The sequence below is a fragment of the Kitasatospora sp. NRRL B-11411 genome, from assembly GCF_000721345.1.
GTDB lineage: Bacteria > Actinomycetota > Actinomycetes > Streptomycetales > Streptomycetaceae > Kitasatospora > Kitasatospora cineracea.
Genome location: NZ_JOGH01000056.1, coordinates 1 through 18,962, shown reverse-complemented (window position 1 = coordinate 18,962; position 18,962 = coordinate 1). Strand labels below are relative to the sequence as shown.

General features: G+C 73.3%; 17 protein-coding genes and 3 pseudogenes. 5 read left to right on the top strand and 15 right to left on the bottom strand.

The window, feature by feature from the left end:
* Window positions 1-186: 186 nt before the first annotated feature.
* The 3 genes from IH44_RS0123420 to IH44_RS43010 all read right to left on the bottom strand — a co-directional run bounded on the left by IH44_RS0123420 (window position 187) and on the right by IH44_RS43010 (window position 4,237).
* Window positions 187-1,500, bottom strand: a complete 1,314-nt coding sequence (locus IH44_RS0123420) for an ABC transporter substrate-binding protein (protein WP_030461663.1) — start codon at window positions 1,498-1,500, stop codon at window positions 187-189.
* A gap of 69 nt (window positions 1,501-1,569) precedes the next feature.
* On the bottom strand, window positions 1,570-2,454 hold the full coding sequence (locus IH44_RS47370) for a carbohydrate-binding domain-containing protein (protein WP_030461662.1): 885 nt from the start codon (window positions 2,452-2,454) through the stop codon (window positions 1,570-1,572).
* Window positions 2,455-2,554: 100 nt separating this feature from the next.
* The gene (locus tag IH44_RS43010) at window positions 2,555-4,237 is read right to left on the bottom strand and encodes a cellulose binding domain-containing protein (protein ID WP_051817227.1); all 1,683 of its coding nucleotides are present in this window, start codon (window positions 4,235-4,237) and stop codon (window positions 2,555-2,557) included.
* Window positions 4,238-4,655: 418 nt separating this feature from the next.
* Here IH44_RS43010 and IH44_RS44435 point away from each other — a divergent pair.
* Window positions 4,656-5,660, top strand: a pseudogene (locus IH44_RS44435) (LacI family DNA-binding transcriptional regulator); the annotation flags it as partial.
* Between the two features lie 135 nt (window positions 5,661-5,795).
* Here the strand turns inward: IH44_RS44435 and IH44_RS0123400 are convergent.
* The 3 genes and pseudogenes from IH44_RS0123400 to IH44_RS41330 all read right to left on the bottom strand — a co-directional run bounded on the left by IH44_RS0123400 (window position 5,796) and on the right by IH44_RS41330 (window position 8,053).
* Entirely contained in the window at window positions 5,796-6,230 is a 435-nt protein-coding gene (locus IH44_RS0123400; protein ID WP_157852435.1) for a hypothetical protein, read from the bottom strand.
* Between the two features lie 69 nt (window positions 6,231-6,299).
* Entirely contained in the window at window positions 6,300-6,689 is a 390-nt protein-coding gene (locus tag IH44_RS0123395) for a hypothetical protein (RefSeq protein ID WP_030461658.1), read from the bottom strand.
* 150 nt (window positions 6,690-6,839) lie between these two features.
* Window positions 6,840-8,053: pseudogene (locus IH44_RS41330) on the bottom strand (amidohydrolase family protein).
* Window positions 8,054-8,165: 112 nt separating this feature from the next.
* Here IH44_RS41330 and IH44_RS0123385 point away from each other — a divergent pair.
* The gene (locus tag IH44_RS0123385) at window positions 8,166-8,642 is read left to right on the top strand and encodes a MarR family winged helix-turn-helix transcriptional regulator (protein ID WP_030461657.1); all 477 of its coding nucleotides are present in this window, start codon (window positions 8,166-8,168) and stop codon (window positions 8,640-8,642) included.
* Window positions 8,643-8,661: 19 nt separating this feature from the next.
* Here IH44_RS0123385 and IH44_RS46650 read toward each other — a convergent pair whose 3' ends face one another.
* Complete coding sequence (locus IH44_RS46650; protein ID WP_157852433.1) at window positions 8,662-9,291, bottom strand: hypothetical protein; 630 nt, start codon at window positions 9,289-9,291, stop codon at window positions 8,662-8,664.
* An 89-nt stretch (window positions 9,292-9,380) separates the two neighbouring features.
* On the opposite strand from IH44_RS46650, the gene IH44_RS0123375 reads away from it, so the two are divergent.
* A complete protein-coding gene (locus tag IH44_RS0123375) occupies window positions 9,381-9,803 on the top strand; it encodes a hypothetical protein (RefSeq protein ID WP_030461655.1) in 423 nt (140 codons plus the stop codon).
* Window positions 9,804-9,812: 9 nt separating this feature from the next.
* Here IH44_RS0123375 and IH44_RS0123370 read toward each other — a convergent pair whose 3' ends face one another.
* Complete coding sequence (locus tag IH44_RS0123370) at window positions 9,813-10,835, bottom strand: LacI family DNA-binding transcriptional regulator (protein ID WP_030461654.1); 1,023 nt, start codon at window positions 10,833-10,835, stop codon at window positions 9,813-9,815.
* Window positions 10,836-11,009: 174 nt separating this feature from the next.
* Between IH44_RS0123370 and IH44_RS0123365 the strand changes: the two genes are divergently transcribed.
* Both IH44_RS0123365 and IH44_RS0123360 read left to right on the top strand, forming a co-directional pair.
* The gene (locus IH44_RS0123365) at window positions 11,010-11,669 is read left to right on the top strand and encodes a hypothetical protein (RefSeq protein WP_051817225.1); all 660 of its coding nucleotides are present in this window, start codon (window positions 11,010-11,012) and stop codon (window positions 11,667-11,669) included.
* Window positions 11,670-11,777: 108 nt separating this feature from the next.
* A complete protein-coding gene (locus IH44_RS0123360; protein ID WP_030461652.1) occupies window positions 11,778-12,296 on the top strand; it encodes a hypothetical protein in 519 nt (172 codons plus the stop codon).
* A 77-nt stretch (window positions 12,297-12,373) separates the two neighbouring features.
* On the opposite strand, the gene IH44_RS0123355 is transcribed toward IH44_RS0123360, so the two are convergent.
* The 7 genes and pseudogenes from IH44_RS0123355 to IH44_RS0123325 all read right to left on the bottom strand — a co-directional run.
* On the bottom strand, window positions 12,374-13,402 hold the full coding sequence (locus IH44_RS0123355) for a LacI family DNA-binding transcriptional regulator (protein WP_030461651.1): 1,029 nt from the start codon (window positions 13,400-13,402) through the stop codon (window positions 12,374-12,376).
* A gap of 75 nt (window positions 13,403-13,477) precedes the next feature.
* Window positions 13,478-14,140, bottom strand: a complete 663-nt coding sequence (locus IH44_RS0123350) for an SGNH/GDSL hydrolase family protein (RefSeq protein WP_063759669.1) — start codon at window positions 14,138-14,140, stop codon at window positions 13,478-13,480.
* Window positions 14,141-14,267: 127 nt separating this feature from the next.
* Window positions 14,268-15,473: a mannose-6-phosphate isomerase, class I gene (gene manA / locus IH44_RS0123345; protein ID WP_030461649.1), complete on the bottom strand. Its 1,206-nt coding sequence runs from the start codon at window positions 15,471-15,473 to the stop codon at window positions 14,268-14,270.
* 146 nt (window positions 15,474-15,619) lie between these two features.
* Complete coding sequence (locus IH44_RS0123340; protein WP_030461648.1) at window positions 15,620-16,651, bottom strand: LacI family DNA-binding transcriptional regulator; 1,032 nt, start codon at window positions 16,649-16,651, stop codon at window positions 15,620-15,622.
* A gap of 88 nt (window positions 16,652-16,739) precedes the next feature.
* The gene (locus IH44_RS0123335; protein WP_051817246.1) at window positions 16,740-17,591 is read right to left on the bottom strand and encodes a carbohydrate ABC transporter permease; all 852 of its coding nucleotides are present in this window, start codon (window positions 17,589-17,591) and stop codon (window positions 16,740-16,742) included.
* A gap of 8 nt (window positions 17,592-17,599) precedes the next feature.
* Window positions 17,600-18,577: a carbohydrate ABC transporter permease gene (locus IH44_RS0123330; protein ID WP_081967063.1), complete on the bottom strand. Its 978-nt coding sequence runs from the start codon at window positions 18,575-18,577 to the stop codon at window positions 17,600-17,602.
* Between the two features lie 126 nt (window positions 18,578-18,703).
* Window positions 18,704-18,962, bottom strand: a pseudogene (locus tag IH44_RS0123325) (carbohydrate ABC transporter substrate-binding protein); the annotation flags it as partial.

Here is an 18,962-nt window from a genome sequence, read left to right as displayed (position 1 = left end):
GTAACCCGCCGGAGCAGCCCTGTCTATAAACCGGTTATGTAAATGCCTTGATGGGTTTCAGTGATCGTCAACTCGCTCACCAGCAGGCTGGAAAGCCGGAACGCCGCTGCCGCCCCGCCAGCCCTGGACGGGCCCGACAGGGCAGCAGCTTTACCGGTTCATCAGGGGGTTCGAGGCGGGCGTGCTTCAGCCCACGGCCTTCTGCGCCTTCCCCCAGCGCCGGTTCAGGTCCGCGAAGTAGCCCTCCAGGTCGCCGGAGACGGCCCCCGACGCCAGGTCCACCAGCTTGCGCCGGTAGTCCGGCGCGTCCAGGCCGATGCCCGCGGCCCGGTCGATCGCGTCCACCTTCGCCAGCTGCTCCCGGGTCTGCGGGATCATCCGCACCGCCCGGTCGTCCAGCGGCTGGAGCGAGGCGGGCAGCTTCGCCCCGCGCACCGAGGAGATCGACTCGTCGGCGGCCGCGCTGCCGGAGCGGGTGACGTACCACTCCAGCCAGGCCCGGGCGGCCTCCTGGTGCGCGGAGTGCACGTTGACCGCGTACTTGTAGTCCGGCTGCACCACGGTGCAGAAGTGCCCGTCGCGCTGCACCGGCAGCGGCATGAACCCGATGTCCGCCGGGTCGCCCCCGGCCGCCCGGGCGGCCTCCTGCATCTGGGCGACCGCCCAGGAGCCCAGCTCCATGGTCGCCACCCGGCCGGTGCCCAGCAGGGTCTTGGAGGTCTCCCAGTCGGTGGTCTGCGGCTCGGACTCGGTGAGCTTCTCGTGCACCGCCCGGTACAGCAGGCTGTCGATCTCGTACAGGTCCTTGCCGGGCGTCCACGGCGCCGCGGTCTGCGCCAGCTTGTCGCGCGCGGTGTTGTCGCAGGTCGGCACCCCGATCGCGTCCGACCACTGCCGCAGCGGCCAGCCGTCGTGGTAGTTCGTGTAGTACGGGACGGCCTGGGTCCGCTCCCGGATCGCCTTCAGGTCCTCGATGAACCGGTCCGGCGTGGTGGGCCACTCGGTGATCCCGGCCTTCGCCCACACCGCCTTGTTGTAGACCAGCCCGGAGGCGATCCCGATGTTGGCGATGCCGTACACGTGCTCGTCGACGGTGCCGTAGTCGATGTAGTCGAAGGTGTCCGACAGCTCGCGGGAGTTCCCCAACGAGCTGAAGTAGACGGGGTACTGGCCGGCCGGCAGGCTGTCCGGAATCAGCAGCACGTCCCCGTAGTCGCCCTTGGCCAGCCGGTCGGCGGCCTCGCCCTCGTAGTCGACCAGACCCTCGAACTCCACCTTCACCTTCGGGTAGAGCTTGTTGAACTCGGCCGCGTACTTCTTCATCAGCCCGCTGTCGACCTGGTCGACCCGGTTGGTCAGCACCGTGATCGTCCCCGACACCTTCGACCGGTCGGCGGTGGACACCACCCCCGCGAGGGGGGCGGGCCCACCGCCGGTGCAGCCGCTCAGGGCCAGGGCCAGTGCGGTCGCCGAACCCGCGGCGGCCCATCCTCTGCGCATCGCTTCCTCTTGCCCTTGCTCGTGCTCGTGCTCGTGCTCCCCGCGGTTGCCGCGGTTGCCGCGCGGGTCTCAGATGGCCGGCACCTGCACCCAGAACCGGGTGTCGTTGCCGAGGTTGGCGGAGTCGGCGTCCAACTGGGCCTTGATCCAGTACACGGCGGCCCGGTAGTTCGCGATGTCCGCGGTGTTCGGGTTCGCCAGCCCGGAGGAGCCGTTGCGGTGGCCCGCGAACCAGGTGTTCAGGCCGTAGTGGTTCTGGCTCTGGTGCAGGCAGTTGACGTCCTGCGCGAGGTTGGAGTTGAGCGCCGCACCGTTGTTGTACTGGCTCTCCGACTGCCCGGCGAACTGCGCGCAGCCGGCCCGCAGCATCATCCAGTTCTGCTTGAAGATGCCGAAGTTGGCCGCGTCACCGCTCTTGTTGTCGCCGTACGGGTACGCGGTGTCCATGTGGTCGGTCTCCAGCATCGCCACCGCCAGGTCCAGGCTGGTGGCCCCGGCCGCCCGCACCTGCCCCTTGCGGCCGCCCAGCCCGGCGACGCTGTACGACCCGCAGCTCATCCCGGACGGGCACGCGGTGCTGCTGCTGCCACCGCCGCCACCGCTGCTGCCGGCCCCGGGGTCGGCCTTCGAGCCGCGCACCACGCAGGACTTGCCGTTCTCCCAGCCCCAGCCGTCCCCGTCCGGATCGGTGGCAGAGCCGTTCACGCAGTACGGGTAGCCGTTGGACGCGGTGCCGGAGGTACTCGCCGCCGGGTCGGCCTTGGAACCGCGCACCACGCAGGAGGCGCTGTTCTCCCAACCCCAGCCGTCCCCGTCGGGGTCGGACGCGGAGCCGTTGGCGCAGTACGGGTAGCCGTTGGGGGCGGTGTCGGCGTGGGCGGCCGGGGCGAGGCCGAACAGGGCGCCGGCCAGCAGACCGGCCGCGGTCGCGGCGGCGGACAGGGTGCGCTTCATCGTGGGGGTTCCTCTCTCGCGGTGCACGGGTGGGGACCGGCCCGCGGCCCGCCGGGTGGGGCGGGCGGCCGCGGGCCGGCAATCGATGACTGACGGACCGTCAGTAGCTGCTACAGCTCTGGCCGTTGAGCGTGAAGGCGGCCGGGACGCCGTTGGTGCCGGTGGTGGAGGTGCCGCTGAAGCCGAAGTTGACGGTGCCCCCGGCCGGGATCGTGGTGTTGTAGCCGGAGGGGTTGCTCGCCACCACCTGCTTGCCGGTCTGCACCGGCACCGCGTTCCACATGTTGGTGACCTGCTGGTCACCGGGGAACGCGAACGCCACCTTCCAGCCGTCGACCGGCGTGCTGCCGGTGTTCTTGACCGTCACGTCGCCGTTGAAGGTGCTGCCCCAGTCCGACAGCCCGTAGTGCACCGCGCAACTCCCGCCCGGCGCCGGGGTGCTGGCCGAAGCGGACGGCGAGGGCGACGCGGACGCCGACGCCGAGGGTGACGCGGACGCGGACGCGGAGGGTGACGCCGAAGCCGAAGCACTCGGCGTCGGGCTGGAAGTCCCGCTGTTCAGGCCGGACTTGGCCCGCATCCGGTCCGAGTGGGCCCGGAACACCGACAGTTCGGGCGCGCCGGCCATGACGCCGAACTTGCCGTCCACGTTGTGGTCCTCGTACCACCAGAACGCGCTGCCGTCGCCGCCCGCCGCCTCGAAGTCGGGGTAGATCTGGCTCCACCAGGCCGAGCGGTCGACGTTGTGGACGTTGAACTCGCCCATGAAGAACGGCTTTCCGACCTTGTCGTGCGAGTCGGCGATCCAGGAGCGGATCAGCGCCTTGGTCTGGTCGATGTTCAGGTTCGCCCAGGACTCGGTCGGGTACGGGTGCGCGGAGGTGTAGTCGATGTACGGCGACTGCTGCACGTGGACGAAGGGGTTGCCCTCGTCCCCGCCGAAACCGTAGTTCGTGCCGTGGCCCTCCAGGCCGACGCCCAACAGGTGCTTGGAGTCGATGCCCTTCACGAACGCGCCCATCTCGTCCACCCAGGCCCGCAGCGTCGTCCCGTCGACGTTCTCGGCGGCGCTCTGGCCCTCGTACCGGGGCTCGTTCATCAGGTCCCAGGCGAAGATGGTCGGGTCGTCCTTGTACTTGACGCCGCTGTAGTGGTTGACCCGGTTCAGCGCGTACGAGACGTAGTTCTTGTACGAGGTGAAGCAGCCGGGGCAGCGGGTCTTGTCGAAGAACGCGGCCCGGCCGGGCTGGCCGCCGGAGAGGCCCTCCCACTGGAGGCGGGTGTCGATGCCGCCGTACGCCTCCCAGTAGTTCTCGAACACCGGGACGAGGCGGATGCCGTGGGCCTTGGCGGACTGGATGATGTAGTCGAACTGGGCGAACTCCTGCTCGTCGTAGACGCCCTTGGACTTCTCGAAGCCGTGCCAGTTCTCGTGGTTGAACATCCACAGCCGCACCACGTCGACCTTGTCGGCCTGCAGGTTGGCGAACTGGGCGTCGATCCGCGCCTTGTCCATGAACTGCGTCTCGGTGTCCCCGGAGGCCGAGCCGTAGGTGAACAGGTCGTAGGTGTTGGTGCCCGCGAAGTAGTACTCCTTGCCGTCCAGGCAGAAGTGCGTACCGCAGCGGGTGGCGAACGAGTCCGCGCCGGCCGCCTGCGCGGTGTCGGCCCGGCCGAGGGTGAGGCCGGCCGCGGCGACGGACGCGGCCAACAGGAACGCCATCGGCGCGTAGCGCTTGGCGGAGGCGGTGCGGGGGCGGTGGTGCTGGATTCTGCGGTTCACGCGGATCCCTTTCGTCCCAGGCATGTGGGGGGTGGGAGGGGATGGGGGAGGTGCCCCGGCCGCCGGGGGTGTCCCGACCGCGGCGACGCGGGGCCTGCGGTGCGGACGGCGGCGTTCGTTGGGGCGTGCCGTCCGCACCGGGTCTTGCGGGGGAGTGCTCCTGTTGCGCGGGGCAGGCGTCCAGCGGCCTGCCCGATCGGTCGGTTAACCGATTAAGGCGTGAAGACCGTATTGGCGGCTCGACATCGTTGTCAACGGCTGGTTAACCGCTTGTTGCAAACCGCCCCTCAGCGGGGGCGCCGGGCTACAGCGGAGCGGGGTCCGCGTAGTAGCTTGAGAGGGCACAACAGGTCCCCGCCCGGTACGAGCACGGTCGGCGGACGGTCGACGAGCAGTCCGGAAAGGTCCCGTGGAGCAGGTGTCCCAGCAGCAGAGCCCGCCGGCGAAGCGGCCGACCATCGCCGACATCGCCAAGATCGTGGGCGTGTCCAAGGTCTCCGTCTCCAACGCCTTGAACGGTCAACCCGGCGTCTCGGACGCCACCCGCGCCAGGATCGCCGCCGTCGCCGAGGAGCTCGGCTTCGTCCGCAACAGCGCCGCCCGCGCCCTCAGCGGCGCCAAGGCCGCCGCCGTCGGCCTCGCGCTCTGCCGGCCCGCCCGGATGCTCGGCACCGAACCGTTCTTCATGGAACTCATCGGCGGCATCGAGAAGGTGCTCTCCGACGCCTCCTACTCGCTCGCCCTCCAGGTCGTCTCCGACCACGAGCGCGGCCTGGAGGCGTACCGCCGCTGGTGGGGCGAGCGGCACATCGACGGCGCGATCCTGGTCGACCTGCGCCGCGACGACGCCCGGGTGCCCGCCCTGGAGGAGATGGGCCTGCCCACCGTCGTCATCGGCCACCCCTCCGGCTCCGGGAGGCTCACCCCCGTCTGGTCCGACGACGCCGCCGCCGTCCGCGAGACCGTGGAGTACCTCGCCGCCCTCGGCCACCGCCGGGTCGGCCGGGTCGCCGGCCTCACCGGCCTGGTCCACACCGCCATCCGCGACGAGGCGTTCACCGCCGCCTGCACCGACCTCGGCCTCGACGCGCTGCCCACCGTCCACACCGACTACACCGGCGAGGAGGGCGCTCGCGCCACCCGCCGCCTGCTGCTCTCCCCCGCCCGCCCCACCGCGATCCTCTACGACAACGACATCACCGCCGTCGCCGGCCTCTCCGTCGCCCAGGAACTCGGCCTCTCCGTCCCCCGGGACCTCTCCCTGGTCGCCTGGGACGACTCCCCCCTCGCCCAGGTCGTCCGCCCCCCGCTCACCGCCCTCACCCGCGACATCCACGCCTACGGCGCCCACGCCGCCCGCACCCTCCTCGACCTGATCGCCGGCCGCCCCGCCGACGGCTACGAGGACCAGGCCCCCCAACTCACGGCGTGCCGGCCGGAAGCCTTCGTACTGGGTGTACTTGGGTTTTCGGCCGGTGCGGCGAGAGGGCGTGCCGGGCGCCGCGACGGGCGAAGGTTGCCTGACGCGGCACTAGGCCCTGTCCGGCTGCCGGAGGGCTCAGGAGAACCAGCAGTAGAGGTTGCCCCCGGCAGGGCCGGTTCTCGTGGCGAGCCCGGCGACCGCCCGCAGGAGGGCGAGGAGGTCGTCGTCGGTCATGTCCTCGCCGTCCTCCTGGCGGAGCCTCTCGCCCCAGCGGTCGGCGAGGTCCTCCAGTTCCTCGGCGCCGGCGCCGGCCAGCGCCCGGGTCAGCCGGGGCGGAAGGGCGAACGTACCGCTGCCGTCGTGGGTCACGGGCACGATCCAGTCGGTCCGCTGCCAGAAGAGCTGCTCCGAGGCCGGCCCCACGAAGAAGGCGTCCCACTCGTCGACCGCGTCCTCCGCATCGAAGTGACGCCCCGTCACCGCGGCGAACCGACCCTGCGGGCCGCCCCGGTGCGCGCCGGCGGCGGTGCGGTCGTCAGGAGCGAGGAAGAAGGCCACGTCGGTGCTCACCGCGCCATGATGGCAGCCCCGGAGGGCGGGGCGCGGCAGGGGCGGCCCGCAGGGCCGGGAGCGCCACGGTCAGGCGCCGGGGTCGACTTCGGGGTGCGTGAACCGCACGGGCCTGCCCAGCGTCCGGGCGTAGGCGATCTCGGCCCGGGTGCTGTCCCCGATATAGTCGCCGACCACGAGCACCTCGTCGGCGAGCCGGATCTTCGCCCGGTGCAGTTCGTCGAGCCGGCCCTTCAGCGCCTCGGCCTCGGCGGGGTCGGCCCACAGTCCGTGCGGCGACTTCAGGTCGCAACCGGGCTTGACGACGATCCTCCCGGCTGCGGTCTCCCTCAGGTCGGCCTCGGCCATCTCGGCCATGAAGCGGGTGGAGCCGCAGATCACGACGATGCGTGGGAGGCCCAGCAGCCTCTTCGCGTCGGCGAACTTCTCTTCCGGGGTCGGCAGTTGCGGGGACGGCACTGGTTCCTCCAGGTGGTGCGGCCCAGGGGCAGGGGTCTCCTGCGGGGACGAGGACACGGGCGCCCGGGGCCGTTGTGCGACGAACGGCGCGGGCGCCCCCGCGACAGACCCTGACCGGCCTGCCGCCGACCGGACCCGCCGGGGTTGCGGTCAGGCCGCCAGGCGGGTGCCGCGGCGCCAGACGGCGCGGGTGTTGAGGGTGTCGCCGATGGCGGTGGTCGGGTCGCCGTCGACCAGCAGGAGGTCGGCGCGCAGGCCCTCGGCGATGCGGCCGCGGTCGCTGAGCCGGAAGCGGCGGGCGGTGGTCGCCGTGGCCGCGCGCAGGGCCCGTTCGGGGGTGAGGCCGGCCGCCACCAGGTACTGGAGTTCGTGGTGGAGGCTGGCGCCGTGGGCGAGTCCGCCGAAGAACGTCTCGGGCATGGAGACGTCGGTGCCGGCCAGCACGTCCACCCCGGCGGCGTCCAGGGCGCGCACGGTGGCGTACAGGTCGTCGAGCCGGCCCTGCGGGTAGCGGTTGTAGCTGGAGCGCAGGGTGCGGTCCCAGGTGTCGTCGAGGCGGGAGGCGACCCGGGGTCGTCGGCGAGTTCGCTGCCGGTGCGTCCGGTCATCGAGGCGCCGAGGGTGAGGCAGGGGATGACGAACATGCCCGCGTCCTTGATCAGGGCGATGATCTCGTCCGTGTGCGGCCGGTCCATGAACACGTGGGTGACGCCGTCGACGCCGGCCTCGGCCGCCGTCCTGGTGGCGTCCAGGGTCAGCGCGTGGGCCACGGTGAGGGCGCCGTACTTCTTGGCCTCGGCCACGCCGGCGGCCACCGTGGCCCGGTCGAGCACGGGCAGTCCGGGGTGCCCCTCCACGCTGCCGTCGTCGATCATGAACTTGATGAAGTCGGAGCCGCGGGCCAGGAGTTGGGGCACGTAGGCGGCCGCCTCCTCGGGGGTGGTGGAGAACGGCATCAGCGGCATCACCGGCGGGAGGTCCCACTTCGGCCGGAAGCCCTCGGGCATCAGCTCGCTGGGGTGGCCGCCGGGCGGCGTGATGGCGAAGCCGGAGGAGCGCACGTCGGCGAGGGTGTCGTCGTCGGTGACGGCCGCCCGGTTCTCCCGGGTGTTCATGCCCTGCATCTCCAGTTCGGTGGTCACCCCGAACCGCAGGGCGAGCGCCAGCGAGCCCGGGGCGGAGTGGACGTGGGCGTCGATGAGCCCGGGCAGCAGGGTGGCGCCGCTGCCGTCGACGACCTCGCTGCCCGCGGGGACGTCGCCGCCGACCCGGGCGATCCGCCCGCCGTCGACGACCACGGTCCGCACGCCCAGCGCCTTCTCCCCGTCGAAGACCTGCGCGCCGGTGATCGCGGTGAGTGCCATGGCAGTCCGCCTCGTTTCCTTGTTCGTCCCGCTCGTCCGTGATTTACATACCGGATGCTATGTACATACCCAATGTGATGCAAATTCCCGGGGCGGCCCTAGAATCGGCCCCATGAGCAGCGCGCCCTCCCCCGAGCAGCCCGCCGACGATCCGGCCCTGGACCAGATCGGCCCGGCCCTGTCCCGGCTGCGACGGCGCGCCCCGGCCTCGCGCAAGGACCTCTCCCGCAACCTCGTCCTCAACGTGGTCGCCGACGCGCCGGGCGAGATGACCGTCGGCGGCCTGGCCGCCGAGATGGGCGTCGCCCAGCCGGTGGCCAGCCGCACGGTCGCCGCCTGCCTGGCCGAAGGACTGCTGCGCCGGGCCGCCTCCCAGGCCGACGGGCGCCGCACCGTGCTCGAACTCACCGACCACGGCGAGGCCGAACGCCACCGCTTCGCCGCCGAGCAGCGCCGGGCCTTCCAGCAGATCACCGCCGCCTGGACGCCGGAGGAACGGGTCCAGTTCGCCCGCCTCCTGGTCCGCTACGGGGCCGACGCCACCGCCTGGTCCCGGCAGCAGGACCGGCCCGCCGAACAGCCGGACTGAACACCTCCCGCCCGCGGGCTCAGAGCCCGGCGCGCTCCGCCAGCCGGACCCAGGCGTCCGCGGCGTCCGCGTCCCCGGGCCAGTACGCCTCGCAGACGGCCGCCGCACGGGCCGCGTCCCCGGGGGTGCCGGCCAGCCCCTCCCGGAGGATCGACCCGAGGCCCCGGCGGGCCAGTTCGCGGCACTCGGCGTGGACCGCCCGGCCCGAACCGGACGCCCCCGGCCCGGACGCCGCCGGGCCGGACGCCCCCGGCTCGGACGCCCCCGGCCCGGACGCCCCCGATTCGGACGGCCCCGGCCCGGACACCCCCAACTCGACCGAGAACCGGGCGAGGTCGGCGAGCGCGTCCAGGAAGACCGTGCGCGCCATCCCCGGGACCTCGCCCGCCAGGGCCGCGAGCATCACCCGCACCGCGGGCACCGCGCACGCGGCGGGCCCGTCCCGGTCGACCAGGTGCGGGACCAGCGGAGTCATCCGGAGCCGCCCGGGCTCCTCGACCTCCAGCAGCGCCTCGAACAGCGGCACCAGGTGCCCGGCCGTCCCCCCGCATCGGCAGGCCGTCCCGCTCCAGTCGGTACGCCCCAACTCGGCCCGGACCGCCGCCCCGATCTCCAACGCCCGCCCCGTTCCGCCCGGTTCGTCCACCACCGGCCCCGATGATGCCAGGGCGTGCTGCACCGCGGCCTCACCGGCCCCTAGAATTGAACGCGTTCAGTATTCGCACCCCGGGGGACGTCATGGCACTCGACCACCACCACGCACACCCGACCGAGTCCCGCACCTGGCGCCCCTGCGCCGCCTGGATCGCCCTCACCGCCCTGGCCCCGTGGCTGCCCTCCGCCACCGCACTGATCGGCCTGCCGAGGATCCCGCTCCTCCCCGCCCTCCTCCTCGCCCTGGCCCCGGCCCTCCCCCTCGGCCTCCGCCTCGGCACCACCCGCGCCCGGCTCCCCCTCCTCACCGCCCTGCTCGCCGGACCGCTCGCCCTCGCCCTCGCCCTCCACCACGCCGTGTTCACCCACTGGCCCCGCACCGACACCACCTGGGAGCCCCTCTACCTCGGCTCAGCCGCCACCACCGCCGCCCTGCTCCTCCTCACCGGCACCGCGGTCGGCACCCTCGTCCGGACCCGCACCACCACCCCCGACACCCCCCGGTAGCACCGCCCGTCAGCCGGCCACCGGCCCCGTGCTCCCCCGCGGCACCAGCACCGGCGTCCCCGCCGGGCGCGACCGGGCCCGGCCCTCGTCGATCAACTCCAGGAGGCAGCGGGCGACTTCCTCGCCGACCGCGAACGGGTCGTGGCTGAGGGCGGAGAGTTGCGGACGGGTGATCCGGCACAGGTCGGAGTCGTCCCAGGCGACCAGCGAGACGTCCTGCGGGACGCGCAGGCCCAGCTCCTCGGCGACGGCGAGTGCGGCGACCGCCATCAGGTCGTTGTCGTAGACGATCGCGGTGGGCCGTTCGGCGGCCGTCAGCAGGGTGCGGGTGGCCCGGGCGCCGGCGTGGGCGGAGAGGTCGGTGGGGAGGGTGCGGGCAGTGACGGCCGGGAGTCCGGCGGCGGTGGCGGTGAACGCGTCGCCGCGCAGCAGGGTGCGGCCGAGCGTCTCGGGGCCGGTGACGTGGGCGATCCGGCGGTGGCCGAGCAGGGCGAGGTAGCGGACGGCCTCGGCGATCGCGGCCGCGTCGTCGGTCCACACGGCCGGGAACGGGCCGGACAGCGCGGGCTGGCTGACCGCGACGGCGGGCATGCCGAGCTTGTGGACGGGCTCCAGCCGGGGGTCGGCGGCGACCACTCCGACCAGCACCGAGCCGTTCACCCGTCCCGACTGCCACCACTGCCGGTAGAGCGCGATCTCGGCGTCCCGGTCGGGGACGGTGTGCAGCAACAGGGCGCACGGCCGCTCGGCGAGGACCTGCTCGATCCCGCCGATCAGCGCCATCTGCACCTGGTCGAGTCCGGCGGCGGCCGCGCCCCGGGTGAGCGCCATGCCGATGGTGTGCACGCGGTCGCTCTGGGCCAGTGAGCGGGCGGCGAGGTTCGGCGACCAGCCGAGTTCGCGGGCCGCTTCGACGATCCGCTGCCGGGTCGCGTCGGAGACGCCCGGCCGGTCGTTGAGGGCCAGCGAGACCGCGCCCGCGGACACCCCGGCCCGCGCCGCCACGTCCCGGATCGTCACCCGCCGCTGCATCCTGCCGCTCACCCCGTCCACTCCGCGCCGTCCGCCCCGGACCGTCCGCCCCGGGCCCGCCACCTGCGGGCCACCATCCTGTCAGGTCCCCGCCGCGGTGCGGCACATCGGCTGCTGGTAGCGTCGCAATCTTCGCCGGGCGCCCCGGCGGAGTACCCCTCGGCAGGGACCGGCATGACGACCGCGCAGCAGCGCCTGCACCACGCCCTGGACGCCCTCGACCGCACCGCCCGCCCCGGCCCGGCCGTCGGCGGTTGCGAACACTGCTACACCGCCGGGCAGTTGGCGGCCCTGGCCGGTCCGCCGGCCCTGGTCCCGAACGGCCTGCTGCACTCGGTGGCCGCGAAGAGCCCGGACCACTGGGAGGACTTCCCCACCCTCTACCGGCGGCTCGCCCCGCGCATCCTGCGCCAGTTGACCACCGGCACCCTCGCCGTCGACGGCCCCCTGGTCGCCGCCCGCCTGGTGGCCGCCGCCTGGCCGGAGTGGCACCGCGCCGAACTCGTCCGGGACGTCCTGGACGCCTGGTGGCCCGCCACGCTGGCCGACCCCGCCGCGAACGCCGCCAAGGTCCTGGCCACCCTCGCCGTCGCCACCGGCACCCTCACCCCCTGGCTGCGCACCTGGACCGCCACCCCCACCCCCACCGCCGACCGCCACCTCGCCGACACCCTCGACACCTGGCTGCACCACGGCCGGCTCCCCGACCTGCGCCTCGGCTTCCACGCCGAACTCCCGGCCGGCCCCGAGGTCACCGCCTGGATCACCACCCTGCCACCCCACCGCATCGCCCCGGACCAGCGCTGCCGGCTCGCCCTCGTCCTGGACGGCTGAGGCCCACCCGCCCGCGCGGCGCCGGGCCCCGGCAGGCAGAATGCGGCGTCCAGGGCCCTGCCGCTCCGCGCGGCGGTCCGCCCGCAGCACACCGGACGGGAGCGGGAGTTGGAGAACGCCAGGGTCGACCTCACGGGGCCGCGCGAGGAGTTGTACGAGCCGCTGATGCGGGCGGTCTGCCCGTCCTCGCAGGGGGAGGCGGCGTTCCGGCTGGTGTACCAGGTCGAGCCGCTGTGGGAGTGGCTGCTCGCGCGGGGGCTGGTGGCGGTCGAGTCCCGGGAGCGGTACGACCTGCTCGACGTCGACCTGCCGGGGGCGCTCACCCGGCTGCAGGAGGAGGGCGGCGTCGCCGGGCCCGAGGGCCGCGACGATCCGGTCGCCCGGTCCGCCGGGGCGGTGCTGGCGGTGGCCGCGAACCTGGCGGGCAGTCTCCACTGCAGCCTGCGCAACGTCCTGTACGAGCTGACGGGGGACCACATGCGGCTGGTGGCCGAGGCGATGATGTACGCCGCCGGGTACCTGGACGGGTCCGCGGACCCGTGGGGGAACGAGGGCCCGGCGTCCGGGCACGAGGAGGAGTGGGGGCCGAACAGCGTGGCGCGGGAGGAACGGCTGGCGGAACTCTGAGCCCGGCACCTCCCCGAGCCCTCCCCGGCACCTCCCCGAGCCCTCCCCGGGCCCTCCGAGGGTCCTCCGCGGGTCCGTCAGGGCGCCGGCGGGGTCTCGCCCGACCCGCGCGGGACGAGCAGGGTGGGGAGTTCCAGCCGGGCGGGGGGCGTGGTGTCGCCGGTGAGGCGGTCGAAGAGGCGGCGGGCGGCGAGGGCGCCGAGGGCGGCGGGGTCCTGGGCGACGACGGTGAGGCCGGGGGTGAGCAGGTCGGCGAGTTCGAGGTCGTCGAAGCCGACCAGGGCGGGGCGGCGGTCGGCGGGGAGGTGATGGAGGGCGGCGAGGGTGACCCGGTTGTTGGCGGTGAACAGGGCGGTCACCGCGTCGGGTCCGGTGGTGAGGCGGCGGACGGCGGCGGCGACCCGGGTCCGGTCGGTGGGGCCGCAGTCGACCCAGCGCTCGTCGACGGGCAGTCCGGCCGCGGCCATCGCCGCCCGGTAGCCGCGGGCCCGCTCGGCGGCGGTGTGGATGGACGGGAGGTCGCCGATGAAGCCGATCCGGCGGTGCCCGTGGGCGATCAGGTGGGCGGTACCGGCCTGCGCGCCGCCCGCGTTGTCGCTGAGCACGGCGTCGGCGTCGATGCCGGAGCCGGGGCGGTCCAGGAAGACCACGGGCGTGCCGGACTCGATCTCGGGCAGCAGGTAGCGGTGGTCGTCACCGGCCGGGACGACGATCAGCCCGTCCACCCGCCGCGCGCAGAATGCCAGCGCCAACTCCCGTTCGCGCTCGGGCACTTCGGCGCTGGATCCGGTGAACAGCAGGCAGCCCTCGGCGGCCGCGACCTGTTCGACGGCCCGGGAGAGCGCGGAGGAGAACGGGTCGCTGATGTCCTCCAGCAGCAGCGCGACGCTCGCCGTCCGGCCGGTGCGCAGCAGCCGGGCGCTGTCGTTGCGCCGGAAGCCGAGCGCCTCGATCGCGGCCTGCACCCGGGCCGCCATCTCGGGCGTCACCCCGCTCTCGCCGTTCACCACCCGGGAGACGGTCTTCAGCCCGACCCCGGCGGTGGCCGCGACGTCCTTCATGGTGGGGCGGGCGCCACGGGTGCTGCTGGCAGGGCTGCTGGTCATGTCAGGGAGGATAGTGCGCGTACGGCTCCCCCCGGCACGCCCGCCCCTCCTGCGTCCGGTTCCGGCCGCCCGCCGCTACGCCGCCCCGCCGTCGTTGCCACTGCCGCTGCCACTGCCACTGCCGGTGCCGGTGACCAGGTGCAGCCAGGCGTCGGCGAGCAGGCGGTGGCCGAGGTCGGTGGGGTGGACGCCGTCGATGGTGACCAGGGCGGGGTCGCCGGCGGTGCGGGCGGCCTGGTTGAGGAGTCCGTCGGCGGCGAGCAGCAGGGCGTCGTGCTCGGCGGCGAGGCGGCGGACGGCGTGGATGCGCGGGTCGAGGTCCTCGCGCCAGGCCCACTGTTCGGGGGTGGCGGGGACGAGGAAGGGTTCGATCAGCACCAGCCGGGGCGCGCAGTGCGCGTGCACGCGGCGCAGCAGTTCCCGGTACTCGTCCTCCCAGGTGTCGACGGGGCTGGACAGGCCGCTGTCGTAGCGGCGCCAGGTGTCGTTGACGCCGATCAGCAGCGAGACGAGGTCCGGCCGGTGGGCGAGCGTGTCGGCGTCCCAGCGGGCGCGCAGGTCGGTGAGGCGGTCGCCGCCGATGCCGCGGTTGAGGACGGTCGGGGTGCCGGGCAGCGCGGCGGCGACCAGGGCCGCGTAGCCGTGGCCGAGGTCGTCGGGGCGGGCGCGGTCGCGTCCGGCGTCGGTGATGCTGTCGCCCTGGAACAGGACGGTGACGGGGGCTGCGATGGTCGGCACGGGGACTCCTCGGGGACGTGGGGTGCCCGCTGTCCGGGGCGACGGTCACCGGACGGCGGGGGCGGGCTTCGAACGAACGGACGGAGGAACGGACGGGCAGGGACCGTCCCTTCAACGTACCGGCGGGTCAGCGCCCTCGCGGCACCCTGGCCCGGAACAGCGTCGCGTCCCCCGCCAGCCGCAGCGGCCCGCTCGCGGCGGGGACGTACGCGCACTCGCCCGGCCCGAGCGTGGGCCCGTCGTACAGCCGGGCGGTGCCGCGCACGCAGAGCAGCAGTTGCGGGCCGTCGTCGTCGATCCGGACGTCGAACCGGGCGGGGTCGCCGAGTTCGATCCGGGAGAGGGTGAACTCCTCGGCGGGGGTGAGGAATTCGAGTTCGCCGGACCCGGCGGGGACGGCGGGGGTGTGGTGCGGGGCGGTGGGGCGGAAGTCGACGACCTCGGCGAGGGCGGCGGTGTCGACATGCTTGGGGGTGAGGCCGCAGCGCAGCACGTTGTCGGAGTTGGCCATGATCTCGACGCCGAGTCCGCGCAGGTAGGCGTGCGGGACGCCGGCGTCCAGGTAGAGGGCCTGCCCGGCGCCGAGGTGGACGTGGTTGAGCAGCATGGCGGCCAGCAGGCCGGGGTCGCCGGGGTAGTCGCGGGCGGCGGCCAGGTAGGCGGCCCAGCTCGCCGCGTCCGGGTCCCCGCCGGTCGCCAACTTCCCCATCGCGGCGGGCAGTTCGGCGGCGGCCTGCTCGCCGCGGGCGCGGTCCTCGGCGAGTGCGCCGGTCAGCACGGTGCGCAGGGCGGTGCCGGCGGGGGCGGTGCGCAGGGTGTCGATCCAGGGGGCGAGCACCGGCAGGTCGAGGCGCTGCCACAGCTCGGCGGTGGCGCGCGGGTCGCGGAAGCCGCACAGGGCGTCGAACTCGCCGAGGGCGCAGATCAGTTCGGGCTTGTGGTTGCGGTCGCGGTAGATCCGGTGCGGGGCGTCGAGCGGGGTGCCGGCGGCGTCCTCGGCGGCGTACCCGGCGGCGGCCTGGGCGAGGGTCGGGTGGACCTGCACGGAGAGGGCGTGTTCGGCGGCCAGCACCTTGAGCAGGAACGGGAGTTGCGGCCCGAACCGGTCGGCGACCCGGGGGCCGAGTTCGGTGGCGGGGTCGCGGGCGATGACCGCGTCGAGCGGTTCGGCGCCGGCGCCGCGGTCGATCCGGGAGGGGGCGCCGGGGTGGGCGCCCATCCAGAGTTCGGCCTCGGGTGCGCCGGTGGGCGGGCGGCCGGTCAGTTCGGCGAGCGCGGTGGTCGAGCCCCAGGCGTAGGGGCGGACGGTGGTGGCGAGCAGGTCGGCGGTCATCGGGTGCGCTCCGGGAGGGTGGTGCCCCGGCCCGTCCCCGAACTTCCTTACCCTCAGAAGGAATCGGGGACGGACCGGGAGTCTGCGAGAGTGGCGGTCTGCGGGCGGAGGTGGTCGGACGGCTGTCGGAGGTGGTCGGACGGCGGTCAGCGGGCGGCCGGCGGGGCGCTGCTGCCGCGCGGGACCAGGACGGGGGTGGGGGCCGGTCCGGCGGGCGTGCCGCGGTGCTCGACGACGTCGAACAGGGTGCGGGCGACCAGCGCGCCGTACCCGTGCACGTCGTGGCTCATCGCGGACAGCGCGGGGTGGGTGAGCCGGCACAGCTGGGAGTCGTCCCAGGCGATCAGCGACAGGTCGGCGGGGACGTGCAGGCCGAACTCGGCGGCGACCGAGATGCCCGCGACGGCCATGATGTCGTTGTCGTAGATGATCGCGGTGGGGCGCTGGGCGGAGGCCAGCAGCATCCGGGTGGCCCGGGCGCCGGCCTGGCCGGAGAAGTCGGTGGGGACGCTGCGCGGCGGCTCCAGTCCGAGCTGTTCGGCGGTGGCGGCCAGCGCCCTGGTGCGGATGGCGGTGTGCCCGAGGTGCGGGTCGCCGCCGACCCGGGCGATCCGGCGGTGGCCGAGCAGGGCGAGGTAGCGGACGGCTTCGGCGATCGCGGCCGCGTCGTCGGTCCAGACGGCCGCCGACTCCCCTCCGGCCAGGCCGGGGTGGCCGGCCGCGACGGTCGGCATGCCGAGTGCGGCGAGCGCCGGGATGCGCGGGTCGGCCTCGGTCAGGTCGGTCAGCACGGCGCCGCTGACCCGCCGGGTGCGCCACCAGGTGCGGTGCACGGCGATCTCCTGCTCGCGGTCCCGGACCAGTCGCAGCAGCAGGGTCGCCGAGCGTTCCTCCAGCACGCTCTGGATGCCGGAGATGAACTCCATGTAGAAGGGTTCCAGGCCGAGTTGGCGGGCCGGGCGGGTGACCACCAGCCCGACGGTGTCGCTGCCCGGCGTCAGCCGGGCCAGGCTGCGGGCGGCCTGGCTGGGCACCCAGCCGAGTTCCTCGGCCGCGGCCCGGATCCGTTCCCGGGTCGGCCCGGACACCCCGGGTCGGTCGTTCAGGGCCAGCGAGACGGCCCCGGCGGAGACCCCGGCGAGGGCCGCGACGTCCCGGATGGTGACGCGTCCGCTCACCGTGCCGCCCCCCGTCCCGTCGGCTCCCCGCGCGGCGGTACCGCGGCGCAGGTGCGGTACCGCCGCCCGTTCCCCCCGGTGCGGCGGCTCACTTGCTGGAGCCGGCCGCGAAGCCGGCGTAGATGAGGCGCTGCAGGGCGAGGAAGACCACCAGGGTGGGGAGGATCACCAGGATCGCGCCGGCCGAGATGATCTCCCAGTTGACGCCGAACGGGCCCTGGAAGCGGAACAGCGAGGTGGAGATGGTGCCCAGGTCGGTCGAGGGCATGTAGAGGAACGGGATGAAGAAGTCGTTGTACACCGTGACGCCCTTGACGATCACCACGGTGGCGATGGCCGGCTTGAGCATCGGCAGGATGATCCGCCAGTAGATGGTGAACGAGTTCGCCCCGTCGAGGCGCGCCGCCTCGTCCAGCGAGACCGGGATGGAGCGGATGAACTGCAGGAAGATGTAGATCGAGATGATGTCGGTGCCGAGGTACAGCAGGATCGGCGCCCAGCGGGTGTTGAACGCGCCGAGGTCGTTGACGATCTGGAAGGTGGCGACCTGGGTGGTCACCGACGGCACCAGGCTGGCCAGCAGGAACGCGCCCATCACGACGGCCTTGAACCGGAACTCGAAGCGGTCGATGGCGTAGGCGGTCATCGAGCCGATCACCACGGTGCCGGTGACGGACACCAGCAGGATGATCCCGGTGTTCAGGAACGCCGGCATCATGTGGCCCTGGGTGAAGGCGATCTTGAAGTTCTCGAAGTTGAACCAGTCCGAGGGCAGGTCCAGCGGCCCGGTGGCCAGCGCTTCCTTGCGGGTCTTGAGCGAGGTGAACAGGATCACCAGCAGCGGGACCAGCACCACGGCGCTGGCCAGCACCAGGGACAGGTACTTGGCGCCGGACGCGGCAGCGGAACGGGCGTGGAAACGACGGCGGTTGGGGTTCACGGCGGTGGTCACGACAGTTCCACCCTCTCCTCCGGCACCAGGCGGCGCTGGATCCAGGTGACGATCAGGATCAGGACGATCAGCACGACGGCGCTGGCCGAGGCGAGACCGAACTTGTCGAACTTGAACGCCATGTTGATGCTCTGGATGACGAAGGTCTGCGAGCCGTTGGAGCCGCCGGTCATGATGTACGGGATCTCGAAGACGGCGAGCGAACCGGAGACGGCGAGGATCGCGCTGAGGCTGATCACCGGCTTGATGCTGGGCGCGATGATGTGCCGGAACTGCTGCCAGCGGTTGGCGCCGTCCAGGGCGGCGGCCTCGTACAGGTGCGGCGGGATCGACTGGATGGCGCCGAGGAACAGCACCAGGTTGAGCCCGGTGTAGCGCCACACCGACACGCCCGCCAGCGACTTGTTGACCAGGTCCGGGTCACCGAGCCACTGGTGCTTGCCGTGCACGCCGACCATCGACAGCAGCGAGTCCAGGGTGCCGTGCGGCTGGAAGAAGAACAGGAAGACGAACCCGATCGCCACGCCGTTGATCAGGTACGGGAAGAACAGGATGCCCTTGAACAGGTTCCGGAAGCGGGTGTTGAAGCTCAGCACGGTGGCGAAGTACAGCGCCAGCGCGATCTGCAGCACCGCGGCGATCAGGTAGACCCCGGAGACCAGGAACACCTTGAACAGTTCGGGCCGGGTGAACAGGTCCGTGTAGTTCTTCAGGCCGACGTTGTTGCGCTCCGGGCTGATGCCGTCCCAGTCGGTGAAGCTGTAGCCGATCATGTCCCCGATCGGCAGGTAGGTGAACGTCACCAGGAACGCCAGCGGTACCACCAGGTACAGCCACGGCGTGAACCACCAGTGGCGGCGCAGAGCCTTGCGCCGGGGAGCGCGGCGCCGACCGGCCGGGACGGCGTCGCCGGCCTCGGCCTCGGCCTGCGCGGGGGGCTTTCCGGCGCCCCGGTCCCTCTGCAGTGCAGTCATCTTCCGTTCCTTCTCAAGTCCTGACACCTGCTGGGCGGCACGGCCCCGCCCCCGCTCGTCGGGGTGGGTGGCGGTGGCCGTGCCGCTCGGTCGACTCGACCGGTGCGGTCGACTCGGCCGGTGCGGTCAGCCGTTGACGGTCTTCTGGGCCTCGGACCACTTCTTGTTCAGTTCGGCGAAGTAGCCGTCGCGGTCGCCGGGGGCCGCGCCGCGGGCGATGTCGACGAGCTTCTGCCGGTAGTCCGGGGCGTCCAGGTTGATCTCCGCGCCCTTGTCGATCTTCTTGACGACGGCGGACTTGTCCTGCTGCTGCCCGATCAGCTGCACCCCGTTGTCGGTGAACGGCTTGAGCGTGGCGGGCAGTTCGGAGCCCTTGACCGAGGAG